At 66.2% G+C, this 15,495-nt stretch carries 15 protein-coding genes; 6 read left to right on the forward strand and 9 right to left on the reverse strand.

Annotated features, from left to right (window positions below):
- Window positions 1–23: 23 nt before the first annotated feature.
- Both pdxB and M6E97_RS16105 read right to left on the reverse strand, forming a co-directional pair.
- Window positions 24–1,166, reverse strand: coding sequence for a 4-phosphoerythronate dehydrogenase PdxB (gene pdxB / locus M6E97_RS16100; RefSeq protein WP_034005793.1), 1,143 nt, complete (start codon window positions 1,164–1,166; stop codon window positions 24–26).
- Window positions 1,167–1,380: 214 nt separating this feature from the next.
- Window positions 1,381–1,887, reverse strand: coding sequence for a winged helix-turn-helix transcriptional regulator (locus M6E97_RS16105; RefSeq protein WP_003086962.1), 507 nt, complete (start codon window positions 1,885–1,887; stop codon window positions 1,381–1,383).
- Between the two features lie 108 nt (window positions 1,888–1,995).
- Here M6E97_RS16105 and fabF point away from each other — a divergent pair, with 108 nt between their 5' ends.
- The gene (fabF, locus tag M6E97_RS16110) at window positions 1,996–3,264 is read left to right on the forward strand and encodes a beta-ketoacyl-ACP synthase II (RefSeq protein WP_034005795.1); all 1,269 of its coding nucleotides are present in this window, start codon (window positions 1,996–1,998) and stop codon (window positions 3,262–3,264) included.
- A 720-nt stretch (window positions 3,265–3,984) separates the two neighbouring features.
- Window positions 3,985–4,458, forward strand: coding sequence for a GNAT family N-acetyltransferase (locus M6E97_RS16115; RefSeq protein WP_071534443.1), 474 nt, complete (start codon window positions 3,985–3,987; stop codon window positions 4,456–4,458).
- A 394-nt stretch (window positions 4,459–4,852) separates the two neighbouring features.
- Here the strand turns inward: M6E97_RS16115 and M6E97_RS16120 are convergent, their stop codons facing one another.
- Window positions 4,853–5,413, reverse strand: coding sequence for a hypothetical protein (locus tag M6E97_RS16120; protein WP_015503228.1), 561 nt, complete (start codon window positions 5,411–5,413; stop codon window positions 4,853–4,855).
- Between the two features lie 250 nt (window positions 5,414–5,663).
- On the opposite strand from M6E97_RS16120, the gene M6E97_RS16125 reads away from it, so the two are divergent.
- A complete protein-coding gene (locus M6E97_RS16125) occupies window positions 5,664–6,500 on the forward strand; it encodes a PhzF family phenazine biosynthesis protein (protein ID WP_003109588.1) in 837 nt (278 codons plus the stop codon).
- 159 nt (window positions 6,501–6,659) lie between these two features.
- On the opposite strand, the gene M6E97_RS16130 is transcribed toward M6E97_RS16125, so the two are convergent.
- The 4 genes from M6E97_RS16130 to M6E97_RS16145 all read right to left on the reverse strand — a co-directional run bounded on the left by M6E97_RS16130 (window position 6,660) and on the right by M6E97_RS16145 (window position 11,094).
- Window positions 6,660–9,101, reverse strand: coding sequence for a TonB-dependent siderophore receptor (locus M6E97_RS16130; protein ID WP_031633514.1), 2,442 nt, complete (start codon window positions 9,099–9,101; stop codon window positions 6,660–6,662).
- A gap of 77 nt (window positions 9,102–9,178) precedes the next feature.
- Window positions 9,179–10,021, reverse strand: coding sequence for a FecR family protein (locus M6E97_RS16135; protein ID WP_003140338.1), 843 nt, complete (start codon window positions 10,019–10,021; stop codon window positions 9,179–9,181).
- Entirely contained in the window at window positions 10,018–10,542 is a 525-nt protein-coding gene (locus M6E97_RS16140; protein WP_034005207.1) for an RNA polymerase sigma factor, read from the reverse strand. Before M6E97_RS16140 ends, M6E97_RS16135 begins: the two co-directional genes overlap by 4 nt.
- A gap of 228 nt (window positions 10,543–10,770) precedes the next feature.
- Window positions 10,771–11,094 carry a hypothetical protein gene (locus M6E97_RS16145; RefSeq protein WP_023112165.1) on the reverse strand — a complete coding sequence of 108 codons (324 nt, stop codon included), beginning with the start codon at window positions 11,092–11,094 and terminating at the stop codon, window positions 10,771–10,773.
- A gap of 495 nt (window positions 11,095–11,589) precedes the next feature.
- Between M6E97_RS16145 and pmpM the strand changes: the two genes are divergently transcribed.
- Window positions 11,590–13,023, forward strand: coding sequence for a proton-coupled multidrug efflux MATE transporter PmpM (pmpM, locus tag M6E97_RS16150; protein ID WP_003086920.1), 1,434 nt, complete (start codon window positions 11,590–11,592; stop codon window positions 13,021–13,023).
- On the opposite strand, the gene rhtA is transcribed toward pmpM, so the two are convergent.
- Window positions 13,006–13,899, reverse strand: coding sequence for a threonine/homoserine exporter RhtA (rhtA, locus tag M6E97_RS16155; protein ID WP_003086919.1), 894 nt, complete (start codon window positions 13,897–13,899; stop codon window positions 13,006–13,008). The genes pmpM and rhtA overlap by 18 nt on opposite strands.
- Between rhtA and M6E97_RS16160 the strand changes: the two genes are divergently transcribed.
- Both M6E97_RS16160 and M6E97_RS16165 read left to right on the forward strand, forming a co-directional pair.
- Window positions 13,898–14,548, forward strand: coding sequence for a helix-turn-helix domain-containing protein (locus M6E97_RS16160; RefSeq protein WP_003133347.1), 651 nt, complete (start codon window positions 13,898–13,900; stop codon window positions 14,546–14,548). The genes rhtA and M6E97_RS16160 overlap by 2 nt on opposite strands.
- Window positions 14,549–14,585: 37 nt before the next feature.
- Entirely contained in the window at window positions 14,586–14,984 is a 399-nt protein-coding gene (locus M6E97_RS16165; protein WP_003109594.1) for a VOC family protein, read from the forward strand.
- A gap of 15 nt (window positions 14,985–14,999) precedes the next feature.
- On the opposite strand, the gene M6E97_RS16170 is transcribed toward M6E97_RS16165, so the two are convergent.
- The gene (locus M6E97_RS16170) at window positions 15,000–15,476 is read right to left on the reverse strand and encodes a YbaK/EbsC family protein (RefSeq protein ID WP_003086914.1); all 477 of its coding nucleotides are present in this window, start codon (window positions 15,474–15,476) and stop codon (window positions 15,000–15,002) included.
- Window positions 15,477–15,495: the final 19 nt, after the last annotated feature.

Below are 15,495 nucleotides of genomic sequence, written 5' to 3' on the forward strand. Positions count from 1 at the left end.
GGAATCGAACCAGTCGCACGCTCCTAGACCAACTGCGCCCCCAGCGCCCGCACCACCCGCTGCAACTCCGCCTGTCCACCGGTGGTGACGCGCAGGCCGGTGATCTCGCGGCGCGTCGGGTAGTGTTTGCGCAGGGCGTCGAAGGCGGCGCGGCGGGTGGCGCTGTCGCCGGTCAGGCTGCGGCGGAAGGCGGCATCGTCGCTGCGCGGGTCGTATACCGCGCGGCACAGCGTGGCCAGCGCCCAGGCCGGGTCGCAGCCGGGGTTGAGTTGCAGGCCGGCGAGCCAGGTTTCCGGCAGCACGTCTTGCAGGCTCACACGTTCGGCGATGCCGCGCCAGGCGCAGTAGGCCTGGTAGATCTGCGCGGTGCCGCGCAGCTTGCCTTCCAGGCTGTAGCCGGCGATGTGCGGGGTGGCGATCAGGCAGTGCGCGGCCAGCTCGGGGTCGGCCTGCGGTTCGCCTTCCCAGACGTCCAGCGCCACTTCCAGGTCGGCGCCGCCTTCGAGCAGGCGGCGCAGGGCCTGATTGTCGACCACCGCGCCACGGCTGGCGTTGACCAGCCAGGTGCCGGGACGCAGGGCGGCCAGGCGGGGCTCATCCAGCAGGTGGCGGGTAGGGTGTTCGCCGTCGCGGTTCAGCGGAGTGTGCAGGCTGATCACGTCGGCCTCGGCCAGCAGCCGTTCCAGCGAGACGAATTCGCCGTCCGGCTCGCGCGCCTGGCGCGGCGGATCGCAGACCAGCACTTTCCAGCCCAGCCCGCGCAGCACCTCCACCAGCCGCCCGCCGACCTGCCCGGCGCCGACCACCCCATAGGTGCGTTCGGCCAGGTCGGCGCCGCGCACCTCGGCCATCGCCAGCAGGCAGCCGAGCACGTAGTCCACCACCCCGCGGGCGTTGCAGCCGGGTGCGCTGGACCAGGCGATGCCGGCCTCGGCGAAGTAGTCGAGGTCGAGGTGGTCGGTGCCGATGGTGCAGGTGCCGACGAAGCGCACCGGCGAGCCGGCCAGCGCGGCGCGGCTGACCTCGGTGACCGAGCGCACCAGCAGCACGTCGACCTCGGCCAGCGCCGCGCGGTCGATGGCGCGCCCGGGCAAGCGGCGAATGGAGCCCTGGTCGGCGAAGAAGGCGTCGACCACGGGAATGTTTTCATCGGCGAGAATACGCATGCAGACCTCCGCGAACGAGGCTGCACACTCTAGCAGGCCGAGGGCTCGCGGTGTTGCCGAACGGCTCGCGAGGCGGACCTGCCAGCGCCATGCGCAAGCCTCGACGATCGCGTTTTTCCCAACCACGACCGCGAACGATGGCCAGCTACAAGGAACAGAACCGCGAATGCCTCGTCCGCCTCCTCGACCAGGCGGCGTACGCCAGGGAGCCCGTTCATCGAGCCGGTAGCTCGCTCCGCTCCGGCATGGCCGCCAGGCGCTGGCGCATTTCCTCGCTGGCGGCAGGCCCGGCCTGCACGGTGCATTGCTCCAGCGGTACCGTTCGGCCATCGGCGAGAGCCGCCATGAACGAGCGCACCGGCCGCCCGCTTGTTCGCTCGACGAGCTGCACGCTCTGCCCTTCCTCTGCGTAGTGGCGATTGCCCCAGGCGACGAAAGCCATGAGCACGACGCGAAAATCCTCGCCCTTGGCCGTGGGCACGTACTGATAGCGCAGCGGACGCTGGCTGTAGGGCTGGCGTTCGAGCAGGCCCGCCTCCACCAGCGCGTTCAGGCGCCGGGTAAGCATGTTCGGCGCGATATCCAGGCTGCGGGAAAATTCGTCGAAGCGGCGCAGGCCCTGTAGCGCATCGCGCATGATCAGGATGCTCCACCATTCGCCGACCCGTTCCAGGCTGCGGGCGATGGGGCATTCGGCATCGGCGAAGGTCTTGCGTTGCATGGTTCTTCCTTGGCGAGGCTCACAAAGTGCTGGTCCGCATGTTACTTTCATTATGATAGTTACGTCCACTGACTGCTATTCCATCGGAACAGAAGGACTCGGACCCTCATGAGCAAACGTATCGTCGTCACCGGCATGGGCGCGGTCAGCCCGCTGGGCTGCGGAGTCGAACCCATATGGCAACGCCTGCTGGCCGGGCAATCGGGCATCGCCACGCTCCCGGCGGAGCTGATCGGCGACCTGCCCATCAGCATCGGCGGCCAGGTTCCCGACCGCGCCCAGGACCCGCAGGCCGGCTTCGATCCCGACCTGCTGCTGGCCGCCAAGGAACAACGCAAGATGGACCGCTTTATCCTCTTCGCCCTGGCCGCCGCGCAAGAGGCCCTGGCGCAGGCCGGCTGGGCGCCGCAGAGCGCCGAGGCGCAGGAGCGCACGGCGACCGTCATCGCCTCCGGGGTGGGCGGCTTCCATGCCATCGCCGAAGCGGTGCGGACCACCGACGGCAAGGGACCGCGGCGCCTGTCGCCCTTCACCATCCCGTCCTTTCTCTGCAACATGGCGGCCGCCCATGTGTCGATCCGCCATGGCTTCAAGGGACCGCTGGGCGCCCCGGTGACCGCCTGCGCGGCGGGCGTGCAGGCCATCGGCGACGCGGCGCGGATGATCCGCGCGGGAGAGGTCGACGTGGCGCTCTGCGGCGGCGCGGAAGCGACTATCCACCGGGTGAGCCTGGCCGGCTTCGCCGCCGCGCGCGCCCTGTCCAGCGATTTCAACGACAGCCCCGAGCGCGCCTCGCGCCCCTTCGACCAGGCCCGCGACGGCTTCGTCATGGGCGAAGGCGCTGGCCTACTGGTCATCGAGGAACTGGAGCACGCCCTGGCGCGCGGCGCCAGGCCCATCGCCGAGCTGGTGGGCTACGGCACCAGCGCCGACGCCTACCACATGACCGCCGGGCCGGAAGATGGCAGCGGTGCCCGCCGGGCCATGCAGCAGGCGCTGCGCCAGGCCGGCGTGGAAGCGGCCGCGGTGCAACACCTGAATGCCCACGCCACCTCCACCCAAGTAGGCGACAAGGGCGAACTGGCCGCCATCAAGGCCGTGTTCGGCGCTGGCAGCGGGCTCGCCATCAGCGCGACCAAATCCGCCACCGGCCACCTCCTGGGCGCCGCCGGCGGCATCGAGGCTATCTTCACGGTCCTGGCACTGCGCGACCAGCTCGCCCCCGCCACACTCAACCTGGAAACGCCCGACACCGACGCCGAGGGCCTCGACCTGGTTCGCGGCGAAGCCCGGCGCTGGCCGATGGAACACGCGCTGTCCAATGGCTTCGGCTTCGGCGGGGTGAATGCCAGCCTGTTGTTCCGGCGTTGGGTGTAGGGTGGGCGACCCCTCTGCCAGTCGTTCCTGAGCACGCTGGCGGAGGGGAAGCCACTCATGTCGCATTGCCCCAGAGCGTGTGGGTTTTCCTATGCTGTAACTGCGTCGTGATGGTCTAGGCGCGATCTGGATTCGTGGGGCAATTGCTTGTGGAGTGGGCGTTCAATGACCGCTTTCGGCCAAGAGCGGACTTACCCTTTCGTTTAGATTGATCTGCCCAGCAGGGAGTCAGTAAGGAAATGGAATGATCGAAGGCCGCTGAACTGATCTTGCTTACTCAATCATGATGGCCATCGCCCTTGGACTTTATGTCAGTGCAAGCGGTGTAGTGCAGCGTGCTCTCGTGGGGAGCGTGACGAGCCAGCGTTAGCTGTCCTCCACGAGAAGCGGCTAGGGCTCGGAAGCTGCCGTTCGACCAAAGAAGACGAACTACCTAACAGAGTTTGCACCATGAGTTGCCCTCGGCAATGATCGGCAGGCTCTCGGGTCGAATAGCCGACCCAGATGTTTACCAGACTTAAGAGAGACGATACGGTAAACTCTCATGGGCGGGTGTAAGTCTGGTCTTTCCGTTAGTGCTGGCGGAACCCTTTCGGGCTCTATCGTGAGATGATGTCATGCCTTTGGTAGCTGATTATTATCGCGCTAGCGCTGTGAAATTCTCACTTTTTGAATACTTATGTTCTGCCAAGAAAAAACATTAAAAAATGGAAGCGTCCAATGATCTCGTTAAGACCTATGCGAGAAAGCGAATTCTCAGGTTATCTCGATTATTTTGTCCCTGCCTATGCATCTGAGATTTCATCCAGTCATAGGCTTTCGTACAGTGAATCTCTTGTGCAAGCCAAATTGGAAATAGCAGATGATTTACCTGACGGTATCAATACGGCTGGACAATTTTTGCTGTGCCTGTACGATCCGGCAGATGGCCCCGAAGAAGTCATAGGATATCTGTGGTACGAAGAGGATCTGTCCCTGCACTTGGCATTTATAAATGATTTCCACATTCTTCCCGTCCACCAGGGAAAAGGTCTCGCCAAGCAGGCCTTGGAGTCTTTGGAGCGGGAGCTTAAACTTCGAGGATTTCAACAGATAAAATTACGAGTAGCTGGCGACAACGAACGAGCCAAACATGTTTATGAAGGCAGTGGCTTTTGTGTGACCGGTATCAATATGAGCAAGCCGCTCGTTTAGTAGTGAGGTTGCTACCGTTCGCGTACTGGCGTTTGATTACAATGAGTTCGAGGTAATGATGCGAAATTGCCCATCAGAGTAAGCGCTATTGCCTGCACTTTGGCAGATATCTGAGTGTGCGGTGGAGCATACCACGCCTCGCTTCGCTGCACTGCTCTGCTCTGCTCTGCTCTGCTCTGCTCTGCGATAACTCTATGAGTCGCGGTAGGGTTTTGTGTAGACATGGATTTTTAGTTTTGGGTTGAACGTGTCCTTGGCTTGGCTTCACAAAACTCCTTGTGGCCTTTTCTGTCAGCGGCTGACGGCAGCCAGGGGGCGAAAGCAGCCGGTAATGAGCGATAGCTACCGGCCACAAGCGGGCAGTAGCCTCTGAGTGTTGAAAAGCGCTAACTTTCTACGCTCCCAACGAAACAGCGATATCTATCATTGCCAAGGGTAGATACACCAGTGTCAGTGGCGCGTAAAAGCGGCGAGAGCGAGAGAAGAACGCTGCCAGCGATACTGTGAACATGACCAAATCCAACGCACCCCATAGCTGGAGTGGTGAGGCGTTGAAGAACAGGATATTGGTCGTACTTCCTAATCCTAGATAAATGCAGATCGCCAATAGGGCAAAGCGTCCATCTTGTTCAAAGTAGACCTGAAGGCCATCGGCCTCGTCTTCGCTGCGACTTGGCAATATCAACGCCGCCGCACTAAACAGCGATAGTGACAGGCAGACCAAAAGCAGGAACTCGATGAACGAAAAGGCATTCTTTAAGGTGGGGAGGTCGTTTAGGGCCCACCAGAACTGCAGTTGGAACAGGAAAAGCACGAGTGCCCAAGCAAGTGCGACCCAGTCTGGCCGTGCCGTGCGGCGAATCCTGAAAACGGTCATGGCGCCCAACAGGACCCTGGTGATGGACAAGCCCAGAATCATCGAAAGCACGGTCGCCAGAATATGGAAGTTTTCCACGACTGCCCCCTTGCTTGGACTTCGCTCTCGCCTGCCGCGTGCTTCACACCGCAGCCTGCCAAATCCCGACTGATGACATTAGTAATAGACTACGCAACGCCACAGGTAAGATTCAGCCCAAATCGAGCGGCTGCTTCTGGCCGATTGCAGCCCCTGACGAGAGCCCCCAAGCCCCCTCGAAAGTCCGCACCCCGGTTTCAGACATCCGCCCCCTGCCCTATCCTCCCCCGCCACAACCCCAGGAGGCGCCATGCCGGTTTCGTTACCCTTCGAGCAAGTCGATGTCTTCTCCGAACAGCCCTTCAAAGGCAACGCCGTTGCCGTGGTGATTGGCGCCGACCGCCTGAGCAGCCAGCAGATGCTCGAGTTCGCCGCCTGGACCCAGTTGAGCGAGACGACCTTCCTGCTGCGGCCGACCGTTGCCGAAGCCGACTATCGCGTGAGGATCTTCACCCCGCTGCGGGAGTTGCCCTTTGCCGGGCATCCGACGCTGGGGAGCTGCCAGGTCTGGCTGAACCAGGGGGGCGGCAATGCTGCTGACGAGATCGTCCAGGAGTGTCTGGCGGGCCTGATCCGCATCCGCCGCAAGGGCGCCTTGCTGTCGTTCGCGGCGCCTCCCCTGCTTCGTGGCGGAGCGGTCGAAGACGAGGTGTTGCGACGGATCGAGAGCGGGCTTGGCCTGTCCCCGGGGCAGGTACTCGGCAGCCAATGGGTGGACAACGGACCCGGCTGGGTCGCCGTTCGGCTGGCCACGCGTGACGAGGTCCTGGCCATTCGCCCGGACTACGCGAAGCTCGACGGGCTCAACGTGGGCGTGGTCGCGCCCTGGCAAGGTCCCCAGGCGGAGGCGGATGTGGAAGTGCGCGCCTTCATGGGCGAGGAACTCAATGAAGACCCCGTTACCGGCAGCCTCAACGCGAGCCTGGCGCAATGGCTGATCGGCACGGGAGTCATGCCCGGGCGCTACACGGCGAGCCAGGGCACGGCCTTGGGTCGCCGGGGGCGGATAAGCGTCGAGCAGATCGGCGGCGATATCTGGATCGGCGGTGAGGTGCAGCCGGGCATGTCGGGGCAGGTCGTGTTCTGAGCGGGACGGCGTACCCTGTCCTTCCCCATTACCTGGCCGACCTGGATCGGCGTCCGGCATTGGACGGAAATGCCTGCCCATGACAACGGGGCCGCCTTCCCTCTGGAAGCACCCTCCTGCCCACCGGGCCCGCCCAGCCCCGGTGGCTCCGCCCTCCCCTCACCAGTTGTGCGTATAGCTCGCCGTCAGCACCGTGCCCGGCGCCGGCAGGTGGCTGGTGTTGTTGTTGTTGCGCAGCAACTGGCTGTAGAGCGGGTAGTAGTCGCGGTTGAACAGGTTCTGGATGCCCAGGCTCAACTGGTCGTCGGGGGTGATGCGGTACTGGCTGACCAGGTCGACCGTGGTGTAGGTGCTGACCTGGCGCCGGCCGAAGCTTTCCACGCCGTCGAGACGGTAGTCCTTGGAGTCGAAGAAGGTGGCCTGCAGGCGGTTGTTCCAGTCGGCATCCGGCTTGTATTGCAGGTAGGCGGTCAGCTTCAGCGGCGGCACGCGGTAGCCGGTCATGTCCTGCCAGTCCTTGCCGTCCGGCTTCTCGCGTCCGCGCATCCAGGTGGCGCTGCCGCCCGCGCCCCAGACTTCGTCGTCGCTGAGCCAGTCGGCGCTGGCCTCGACGCCGTAGATGCGCTCCTTGGTGCGGGTGAGGATCAGGCCGTTGTTGAAGCTCTGCACGTCGCCCAGCTTGGAGGTGGTGTAGAACAGCGCCAGGCTGCCCAGGGTGTTGCCGCCGATGGCGCCGCGCCAGCCGAGTTCGTAGTTGTTGGTCTTCACCGGTTCGAGGTTCGAGGAGCCGATATCGAAGCCACGGCGGGCGTTGCGCAGCTGGATGCCGACGTCGGGCAACTGGAAGCCCTGGCTGAAGGAGGCATAGATTTCCTGGCCAGCCACCGGCGAATAGACGATGCCGAGGTTCGACAGCACCGCGTCGTAGTCGAGGTCGCCGCCCTTGACGGTCACCGGCGAGGCGGCCTTGGACTCGGAGAGCGGGACGAAGTCGTCGAATTCGGCGGTGGAGTATTCGTAGCGCAGGCCGCCGTCGATCGACCAGTGTTCGTCGAAGCGATGCTGCAACTGGGCGAACGCGCCGGCGCTGCGGGTGCGTAGCGGCGGCATGTAGGTGAGCTTGCCGATCTTGTCGAAGACCAGCCCGCCGCTGGCGTCGTAGGCCGCCGGGTCGAACACGTCGAGCGGCATGTCGCTGCGTTCCTGGTTGTAGTCGCCGCCCCAGACCAGTTCGGTATTGCCGCTTTCGCCCAGCGGCGTGCGCAGGGTCAGGCGGCTGCCGAACACTTCGCTGTTCTGCATGATCTGGTCGACGTTGCCGCCGCGGGTGGAAACGGCGCGGGCGTCGAACGGGGTGAAGCGGGTGAAGTAGTCGCGGTAGTAGAGCTGCGCGGAGAGCCGGCTGCCGAGGATGTCGAGGTTCTCGTACTCGAGGTTCGCCAGGGTGTTGCGGATTCGGTTCTGCTCGTCCAGCTCCAGGCCCTTGATCGCGTTGGCCGGGACCGAGCCCGGCGGCAGCCTGGCGACCCTCGGGTCGGTGGCGTAGTCGGTGTCCTGGCGGGCGTCGTAGTGGCTGAGGGCGAGCTGCACGCGCTGGTTCTCGTCGATGCGCAGGCCGAGCTTGCCGCCGATGTTGTAGACGTTCGAGTCGAACAGGTCGCCCTGGCTGGGTTCCGGGGCGATGCGGTCGCCATGGGCGTCGTAGGAAGCGCCGACGTGGCGGGTGCCGAAGTCGAACGAATAGTCGAGCGCCCCCAGGGAGCCGGCGAAGTATTGCTGGAACTGGCCGCCGAGGCCATCGCTGCCCAGCCGGGTCAGCGGCGAGGTGGCGCTGAGGCGGGTTTCTGCGCGGTTCTCGCCGCCGGCCGGACGGGTGGTGATGGAGATGATCCCGCCGGTGGCGCCGCTGCCGTAGATGGCGCTGCTGCCACGGATCACCTCAATCCGCTCGATCAGCGCCGGGTCGATGTTGGCCAGGTTGCGCGAGGAGTCGCGGTTGGTGTTCAGCGGCACGCCGTCGACCATCACCAGCATGCTGCGCCCGCGCAGGGTCTGGCCGTATTCGGTGATGGTGCGGCTGGAATCGGACATCCCCGGCACCGCCTTGGCCAGCACCGTGGCCAGGCTGTCGGAGCCCTGGCGCAGCTCCTCCAGTTGGGCATGCTCGATGACGGTGGACTGGCGCGTGGCGGAGACCAGGTCGCTGCTGGTGCGCGAGGCGGTGATTTCCATCTGCTCCATGTCCAGCGGTTCGCTGCGGGCATGCGTAGCGGGCACGGCGGCTTCGCTGGCCGGAACGACGATGAAGGTATGTTCGTCCCTGGCCTGCGCCTTCAGGCCGCTGTCCCTGAGCAACTGGCGCAATGCCTCTTCGGGGGTGAAACGCCCCTTCAGCGCGGGCGCCTGGCGGCCGGCGCCGAGATCGCCGGCGAAGAGGATCTGTACCGAGGATTGTTGCGCGAGGGCGTTGATCGCCTGGCCGAGCGGCGCGGCGGGCAGATCCACGTCGAGCTTTTCCTGGCCCTGGGCCGACACCGCCAGGAGCAGGCTGCTGGCGAGCAATGAAGGACGCAGGTGGCGACTGCGGAGGGAAAAATGCACGTCTCGATTTCCTATGCAGGTTGGCTTTTCCTGGATAGCCGCCACGGCGCGCGGGAAACCCTACCTGCGTCCGAGAATTATTTTCGCGTCGATTTGCGTTGGATCTCGACGCTGCCGTCCTCCTGCCGCGACACGGCCACGGGAAGGATGCTCGGCAGCAGGTCGAGCAGCCGGTCGACGTTGTGCGCGGCGAAGACGCCGGTCAGCCGGAGGGAGGCCAGGCTGGGGTCGTCCAGGAGAATGGGCGCCTTGCGGTAATGGCGCAGCAGCGCGACGGCTTCGCCCAGGGGCGTGCGCTCGAAGACCAGGCGGTCGTCTTTCCAGGCCATCGCCGTGGCGGCATCGACCTTGGCCAGCGGCATCAGTTGCCCGCCAATGGCATCGACCTGCTGGCCCGGCAGGAGCACGACTGGCGCTTGCGCCGTAGCCGAGGTGCCGACCTCCACCCGGCCACGCTCCAGGGTCACGCGGACGTCGTCGTCCAGGCGGCGCACGTTGAACCGGGTGCCGAGCACGCGGACGTCGGTCGACCCCGCGGACACCACGAAGGGCCGATAGCGCGCCGGGGATACCTCGAAAAGCACCTGCCCCGCGCGCAACGCGACCCGGCGGCTGAGCGGGTGCCAACTGACCTCGATCTGGCTGCCGCTGTCGAGCAGGAGCTGGCTGCCGTCGGCCAGGGTCACGTCGCGCCGCTCACCGATGGCGGTGGCGAAGCGCTCGCGCTTGTAGGCCGGGTCCAGCCAGGTCAGGGCGCCGATGGCCAGCGCCAGCAATAGCGCGACGCCGGCCGCCTTGCTTGCCTTGCGCGATTTCGGCCGGGAGGGCGGCAGCGGAAACAGGTCCTTCAGCGCGTCGCGATGGCGCTCCAGGGCGTCGTCCAGCGGAACCTGCCCATTCCGTTTCGAGGGCTGGGTCATGGCCGTGCCTCGCCGCGGCCGAGCCGTTCCCGGCAGGCCGCCAGTCCGAGGCGCAGGTGCTTTTCCACGGTCTTGACGGAAATGCCGAGGCGGTCGGCGACTTGCGCCTGGGGAATTTCGTGGATCTTGTGCATGACGAAAACGGCCTGGCAGCGAGGAGGAAGCGTGGCGATGGCGTCGACCAGTGCCTGGAACTCGCGCTCGGCCTCGTGGCGACCCATGGGCGTCGCCGCCATGCAGGCGACTTCCGGTAGCTCGGCGACGGCTTCCACCCAGGCGGTTCGACGACGGTCGCTACGATAGCGGCTCACGGCGGCGTCGTGGGAGATTTTCCGCAGCAGGGCCAGGTGTGTGTGCACGTCCTCCTTCTCGTCGCGTTCGAGCAACTGCACGCACACGTCGTGCACCACTTCGCGCGCCATGCCCCGGTCGCCGAAGCGCCGGCGAACATGGTCGACCAGTTCCTCGTAGTGACGAACCAGTGTGGACAGCAGCGTCGGCTTGGCGGGATCGAACGGCACGATGCACCCAGGAAAGGAGCCTGGCTCCGAAGAATGGGGGTCGAGTGTAAATGAGAAACAGTCGCAGATGAAAGACCGGTCATCGTCAGGGATTGCCTGGGCTGGCGTGCGTAGCGGGCGGGTGGCTTTCACCCGCCCGCGCAACTGCCGAGCCAGGGCGGAGAGGGATCCCCTTTTCTCCCCGCTACTCAACCCCCCGGCCTTGCCGGGGGGCACCGCCTCCGTCGGTTATCGGTGTCTGCGTGCGTATTCCGCCTCGAACAGCGACAGGGCGTCGCTGAGCAACGACAGCAGGGAACCGGTGATGCGGCAGATGCTTTCGCCGGGCTCTTCGGTTTCGTCGAGCAGGTCGAGGACGCTCAGCGTTCCGATCGCCGACTCCAGCCGGCGGCGGGCGGTGTCGAACAGGTCTTCGCTGGCTGCGCTGCTGTCCAGGTAGAGGGTGGCGCAGCCGGAGTGCTGGTTGCATTGCGAGGTGCGTCGCAGGGGGATGAAGGTGGAAGGGGACTGTGCGGTTATTGCGGGATTCGACGTATCATCGGCCTTAGCCATGGGTCAGCTCCTATCGTTAAGCTGGTCTCTGGTTAGCGGGTCGTAGGTGTTCCTGCACCTGCGGCCCGCGTCTTTTCTGCCCCCAAGAAAACAGATGGACTTGGCGACCCCTCCATCTTCCTCCTACTGGTTTTTTATCCAATTCCTGGGCGTCTGAGAGAGGCTGCGGAAAAGTCTGGGGGAGATGTCCGGCGTTTCCAGGGCATGTCATCCGCCGCTGTCACGGGTATGTGGCGGATAACCGCCAGGCGGTTATCCGCCCTACGGGGTCGGGCCTCAAGCGGGCAGCGCGGGGGCGTTTGCCTGCGCGTAGCGCGGTGGTGGGGCGAATGACGCCATGGGCGTTATCCGCCGCTGCCATGGGTAATCGGCGGATAACCGCTAGGCGGTTATTCGCCCTACGGGGCTGGGCAACCGGCACGACCCTGCTGACCCTTCCTGACCACCCCGTCAACCCGTAAACTACGCGGTTCCCCTGCCCAGACAAGGACTGCCGTGAACAGCCCCGCCCTGCCCCTTTCCCGTGGCTTGCGCATCCGCGCCGAACTCAAGGAACTGCTGACCCTCGCCGCGCCGATCATGATCGCGCAACTGGCGACCACCGCCATGGGCTTCGTCGACGCGGTGATGGCCGGGCGCGCCAGTCCGCACGACCTGGCAGCGGTGGCGCTGGGCAACTCGATCTGGATCCCGATGTTCCTGCTGATGACCGGCACCCTGCTCGCCACCACGGCCAAGGTCGCCCAGCGCCATGGCGCCGGCGACCAGCCCGGCACCGGGCCGCTGGTGCGCCAGGCGCTGTGGCTGGCGCTGCTGATCGGACCGCTGTCGGGGGCGGTGCTGTGGTGGTTGTCGGAGCCGATCCTCGGCTTGATGAAAGTGCGCCCGGAACTGATCGGGCCGAGCCTGCTGTACCTCAAGGGCATCGCCCTGGGCTTCCCGGCGGCGGCGCTGTATCACGTACTGCGTTGCTACACCAACGGCCTGGGACGGACCCGGCCGAGCATGGTGCTGGGGATCGGCGGGCTGCTGCTGAACATCCCGATCAACTACGCGCTGATCTACGGCCACTTCGGCATGCCGAAGATGGGTGGCCCCGGCTGCGGCTGGGCCACCGGCTCGGTGATGTGGTTCATGTTCCTCGGCATGCTGTTCTGGGTGAACAAGGCCTCGATCTACCGCGCCAGCCAGTTGTTCTCGCGCTGGGAGTGGCCGGATCGCGCGACCATCGGCCCGCTGGTGGCGGTCGGCCTGCCGATCGGCATCGCGGTGTTCGCCGAGTCGAGCATCTTCTCGGTGATCGCCCTGCTGATCGGCGGGCTCGACGAGAACGTGGTGGCCGGCCACCAGATCGCCCTGAACTTCAGCGCGCTGGTGTTCATGATTCCCTATTCGCTGGGGATGGCGGTGACCGTGCGGGTCGGCCACAACCTCGGCGCCGGCCTGCCGCGCGACGCGCGCTTCGCCGCCGGCGTGGGGATGGCCGCGGCGCTGGGCTACGCCTGCGTCTCGGCGAGCCTGATGCTGTTGCTGCGCGAGCAGATCGCCGCGATGTATTCGCCGGACCCGGCGGTGATCGCCATCGCCGCCTCGCTGATCGTGTTCTCCGCGCTGTTCCAGTTCTCCGACGCCCTGCAGGTCACCGCCGCCGGGGCCCTGCGCGGCTACCAGGACACCCGGGTGACGATGATCATGACCCTGTTCGCCTACTGGGGCATCGGCCTGCCGGTGGGCTACAGCCTCGGCCTCACCGACTGGATCCAGGAACCCACCGGACCGCGCGGCCTGTGGCAGGGCCTGGTGGTGGGCCTGACCGGCGCGGCGATCATGCTCTGCATCCGCCTGGCGCGCAGCGCGCGGCGCTTCATCCGCCAGCACGAGCGCCTGCAGCGGGAGGACGCGGCGGCCGCCTCAGTCCTTGGCCGGTAGCGCCGGGGCGGCGCCACGCGACTTGACGCTGAGGGTAGTGCCGACCGAGGCGAGGATGATCGCGCCGATGGCCAGCCATTGGGTCGGGCTCAGCCGCTCGCCGAGGAACAGCAGCCCGGAGAGCGCGCCGAAGGCCGGCTCGATGCTCATCAGGGTGCCGAAGGTGCGCGCCGGCAGGCGGGTCAGCGCGACCATTTCCAGGGTGTAGGGCAAGGCCGTGGAGAGCACCGCGACGCCCAGCGCCAACGGGATCAGCGCCGGGTCGAGGAGGTCGGCGCCGGCGTGGGCGACGCCGATCGGCACAACCAGGATCGCCGCCACCAGCACCCCCAGCGCGGCGCCCTGGGCGCCATGGTCGGCGCCGGCGCGCTGGCCGAAGAGGATGTACAGCGCCCAGCACACGCCGGCGCCGAGGGCATAGGCGGCGCCGACCAGGTCGAGCGGCTCGGCGCTGTTGCCCAGCGGCAGCAACAGCCAGATGCCGAACACCGCCAGGCCGATCCAGAGGAAGTCCAGCAGGCGCCGCGAGGAGAGGATCGCCACCAGCAGCGGCCCGGTGAACTCCAGAGCCACCGCGATGCCCAGCGGCACGGTGCGCACCGAGAGATAGAACAGCAGGTTCATGCCGCCCAGGGCGATGCCATAGACCACCACCGAGCGCAGCGATTGCAGGCTCAGGCGCTTGCGCCAGGGACGCAGGAGCAGCAGCAGGATCAGCGCGGCGAAGAACAGCCGCAGGGCCGTGGTGCCCTGGGCGCCGACCAGGGGGAACATGCTTTTCGCCAGGGAGGCGCCGCTCTGGATCGAGGCCATGGCGATCAATAGCAGGCCGACCGGCAACAGCGTTCCGGCGAGGCCGCGGGAGGTGGAGGTCATGGAAGAGGTCCGGCAGTGGGAAGCAGCCCGATGGACTGCGGGAAACGGGATGTGCACTATAATGCGCAAAACCGCGACAGTGAGCAATATATTGCCCAGCCCTACCGAACGCCCCAGCGTCCTCGAACATGTCTCCGGCAACGTCCGCCGCCTGCGCCTGCAAGCCGGCCTCAGCCAGGAAGCGCTGGCCCGCGCGGCCAGTGTCAGCCGGCGGATGCTGGTGGGCATCGAGAGCGGCGACGTCAATGTCAGCCTGTCGACCCTCGACCGTATCGCCGCCGCCCTCGGCGTGCTGTTCCCCGACCTGGTCCAGGCACCGGCCACCGACCGCTCGCGGATCAATGCGGTGGCCTGGGTCGGCCACCACCCCGAGAGCCGCGCCACCCTCCTCGCCAGCGCACCGGCGCGGCGCGAGGTGGAACTCTGGGCCTGGTCGCTGGGACCGGGCGAGCGCTACGTATCGGAACCCGACGCCGCCGGCTGGCGGGAGATGGTTCTGGTCATCGAAGGTCGCCTGCGCCTGGAACTGGCCGACGGCGAACGGCGCATCGAGGCCGGCGACTTCCATGCCTTCGCCAGCGACCAGCCGTACGCCTACGTCAACGACGGCGACGAGGTGGTGCGTTTCACCCGCAACGTGGTGAGCTAGGCTCTAGCCTCGAGCCAGCCTTCCAGAGGAGACCGCGATGAGCGCACGCGTACGCCCCTTCCTGATGTTCCAGGGGGTCCAGGCCGAGGCGGCCATGAACTTCTACCTGTCGCTGTTCGACGACGCCGAGATCCTCCAGATCCAGCGCTACGGCGCCGAGGGGCCGGGCCCGGAGGGCTCGGTGCTGAAGGCGCTGTTCCGCCTCGGCGACCAGAGCGTGCATTGCATCGACAGCCATGTGCGGCACGCCTTCGATTTCACCCCGGCGTTCTCCTTCTTCGTCGACTGCGAGAGCAACGCGCAGATCGAGCGCCTGGCCGAAGCCCTGGGCGACGGCGGCAAGGCCCTGATGCCGCTCGGCGACTACGGCTTCAGCCAGCGTTTCGCCTGGCTGGCCGACCGCTTCGGGGTGTCCTGGCAGCTCAACCTGGCCTGAGCCCGGCAGTTGCCGTCAGGCTTCCTGGAGGACTTCCTGGCACACATCGACCCACTGCGCATCCACCAGCTCGGCCATCCGTTGCGGGGCGATGCGGACCGCGCTGTGCACCGCCCCGGCGGCCGGCAGCACTTCGTCGAAGGCTTGCAGCGAGACGTCGCAGTACACCGCCAGCGGCGTCGCCAGGCCGAACGGGCAGACTCCGCCGACCGGGTGCCCGGTCAGCTCGACCACGTCCTCGGCGCCGAGCATCTTCGCCTTGCCGCCGAAGGCGGCCTTGATCTTGCGGTTGTCCAGCCGCGCGTCGCCGCGCGCCACTACCAGTACGGTGCGCTCGCCGACCCGCAGCGACAGGGTCTTGGCGATCCGCCCCGGCTCCACGCCATGGGCCTCGGCGGCCAGGGCGACGGTGGCGGTGCTGGTTTCCAGCTCGATGATGCGCAGGTCCGGGGCTTTCTCGGCGAAGAACCGCCGGACGGATTCGAGGCTCATGGGGTGGGCTCCTTGGCGA

Source organism: Pseudomonas sp. B111, from assembly GCF_026428275.1.
Classification (GTDB): domain Bacteria; phylum Pseudomonadota; class Gammaproteobacteria; order Pseudomonadales; family Pseudomonadaceae; genus Pseudomonas; species Pseudomonas aeruginosa.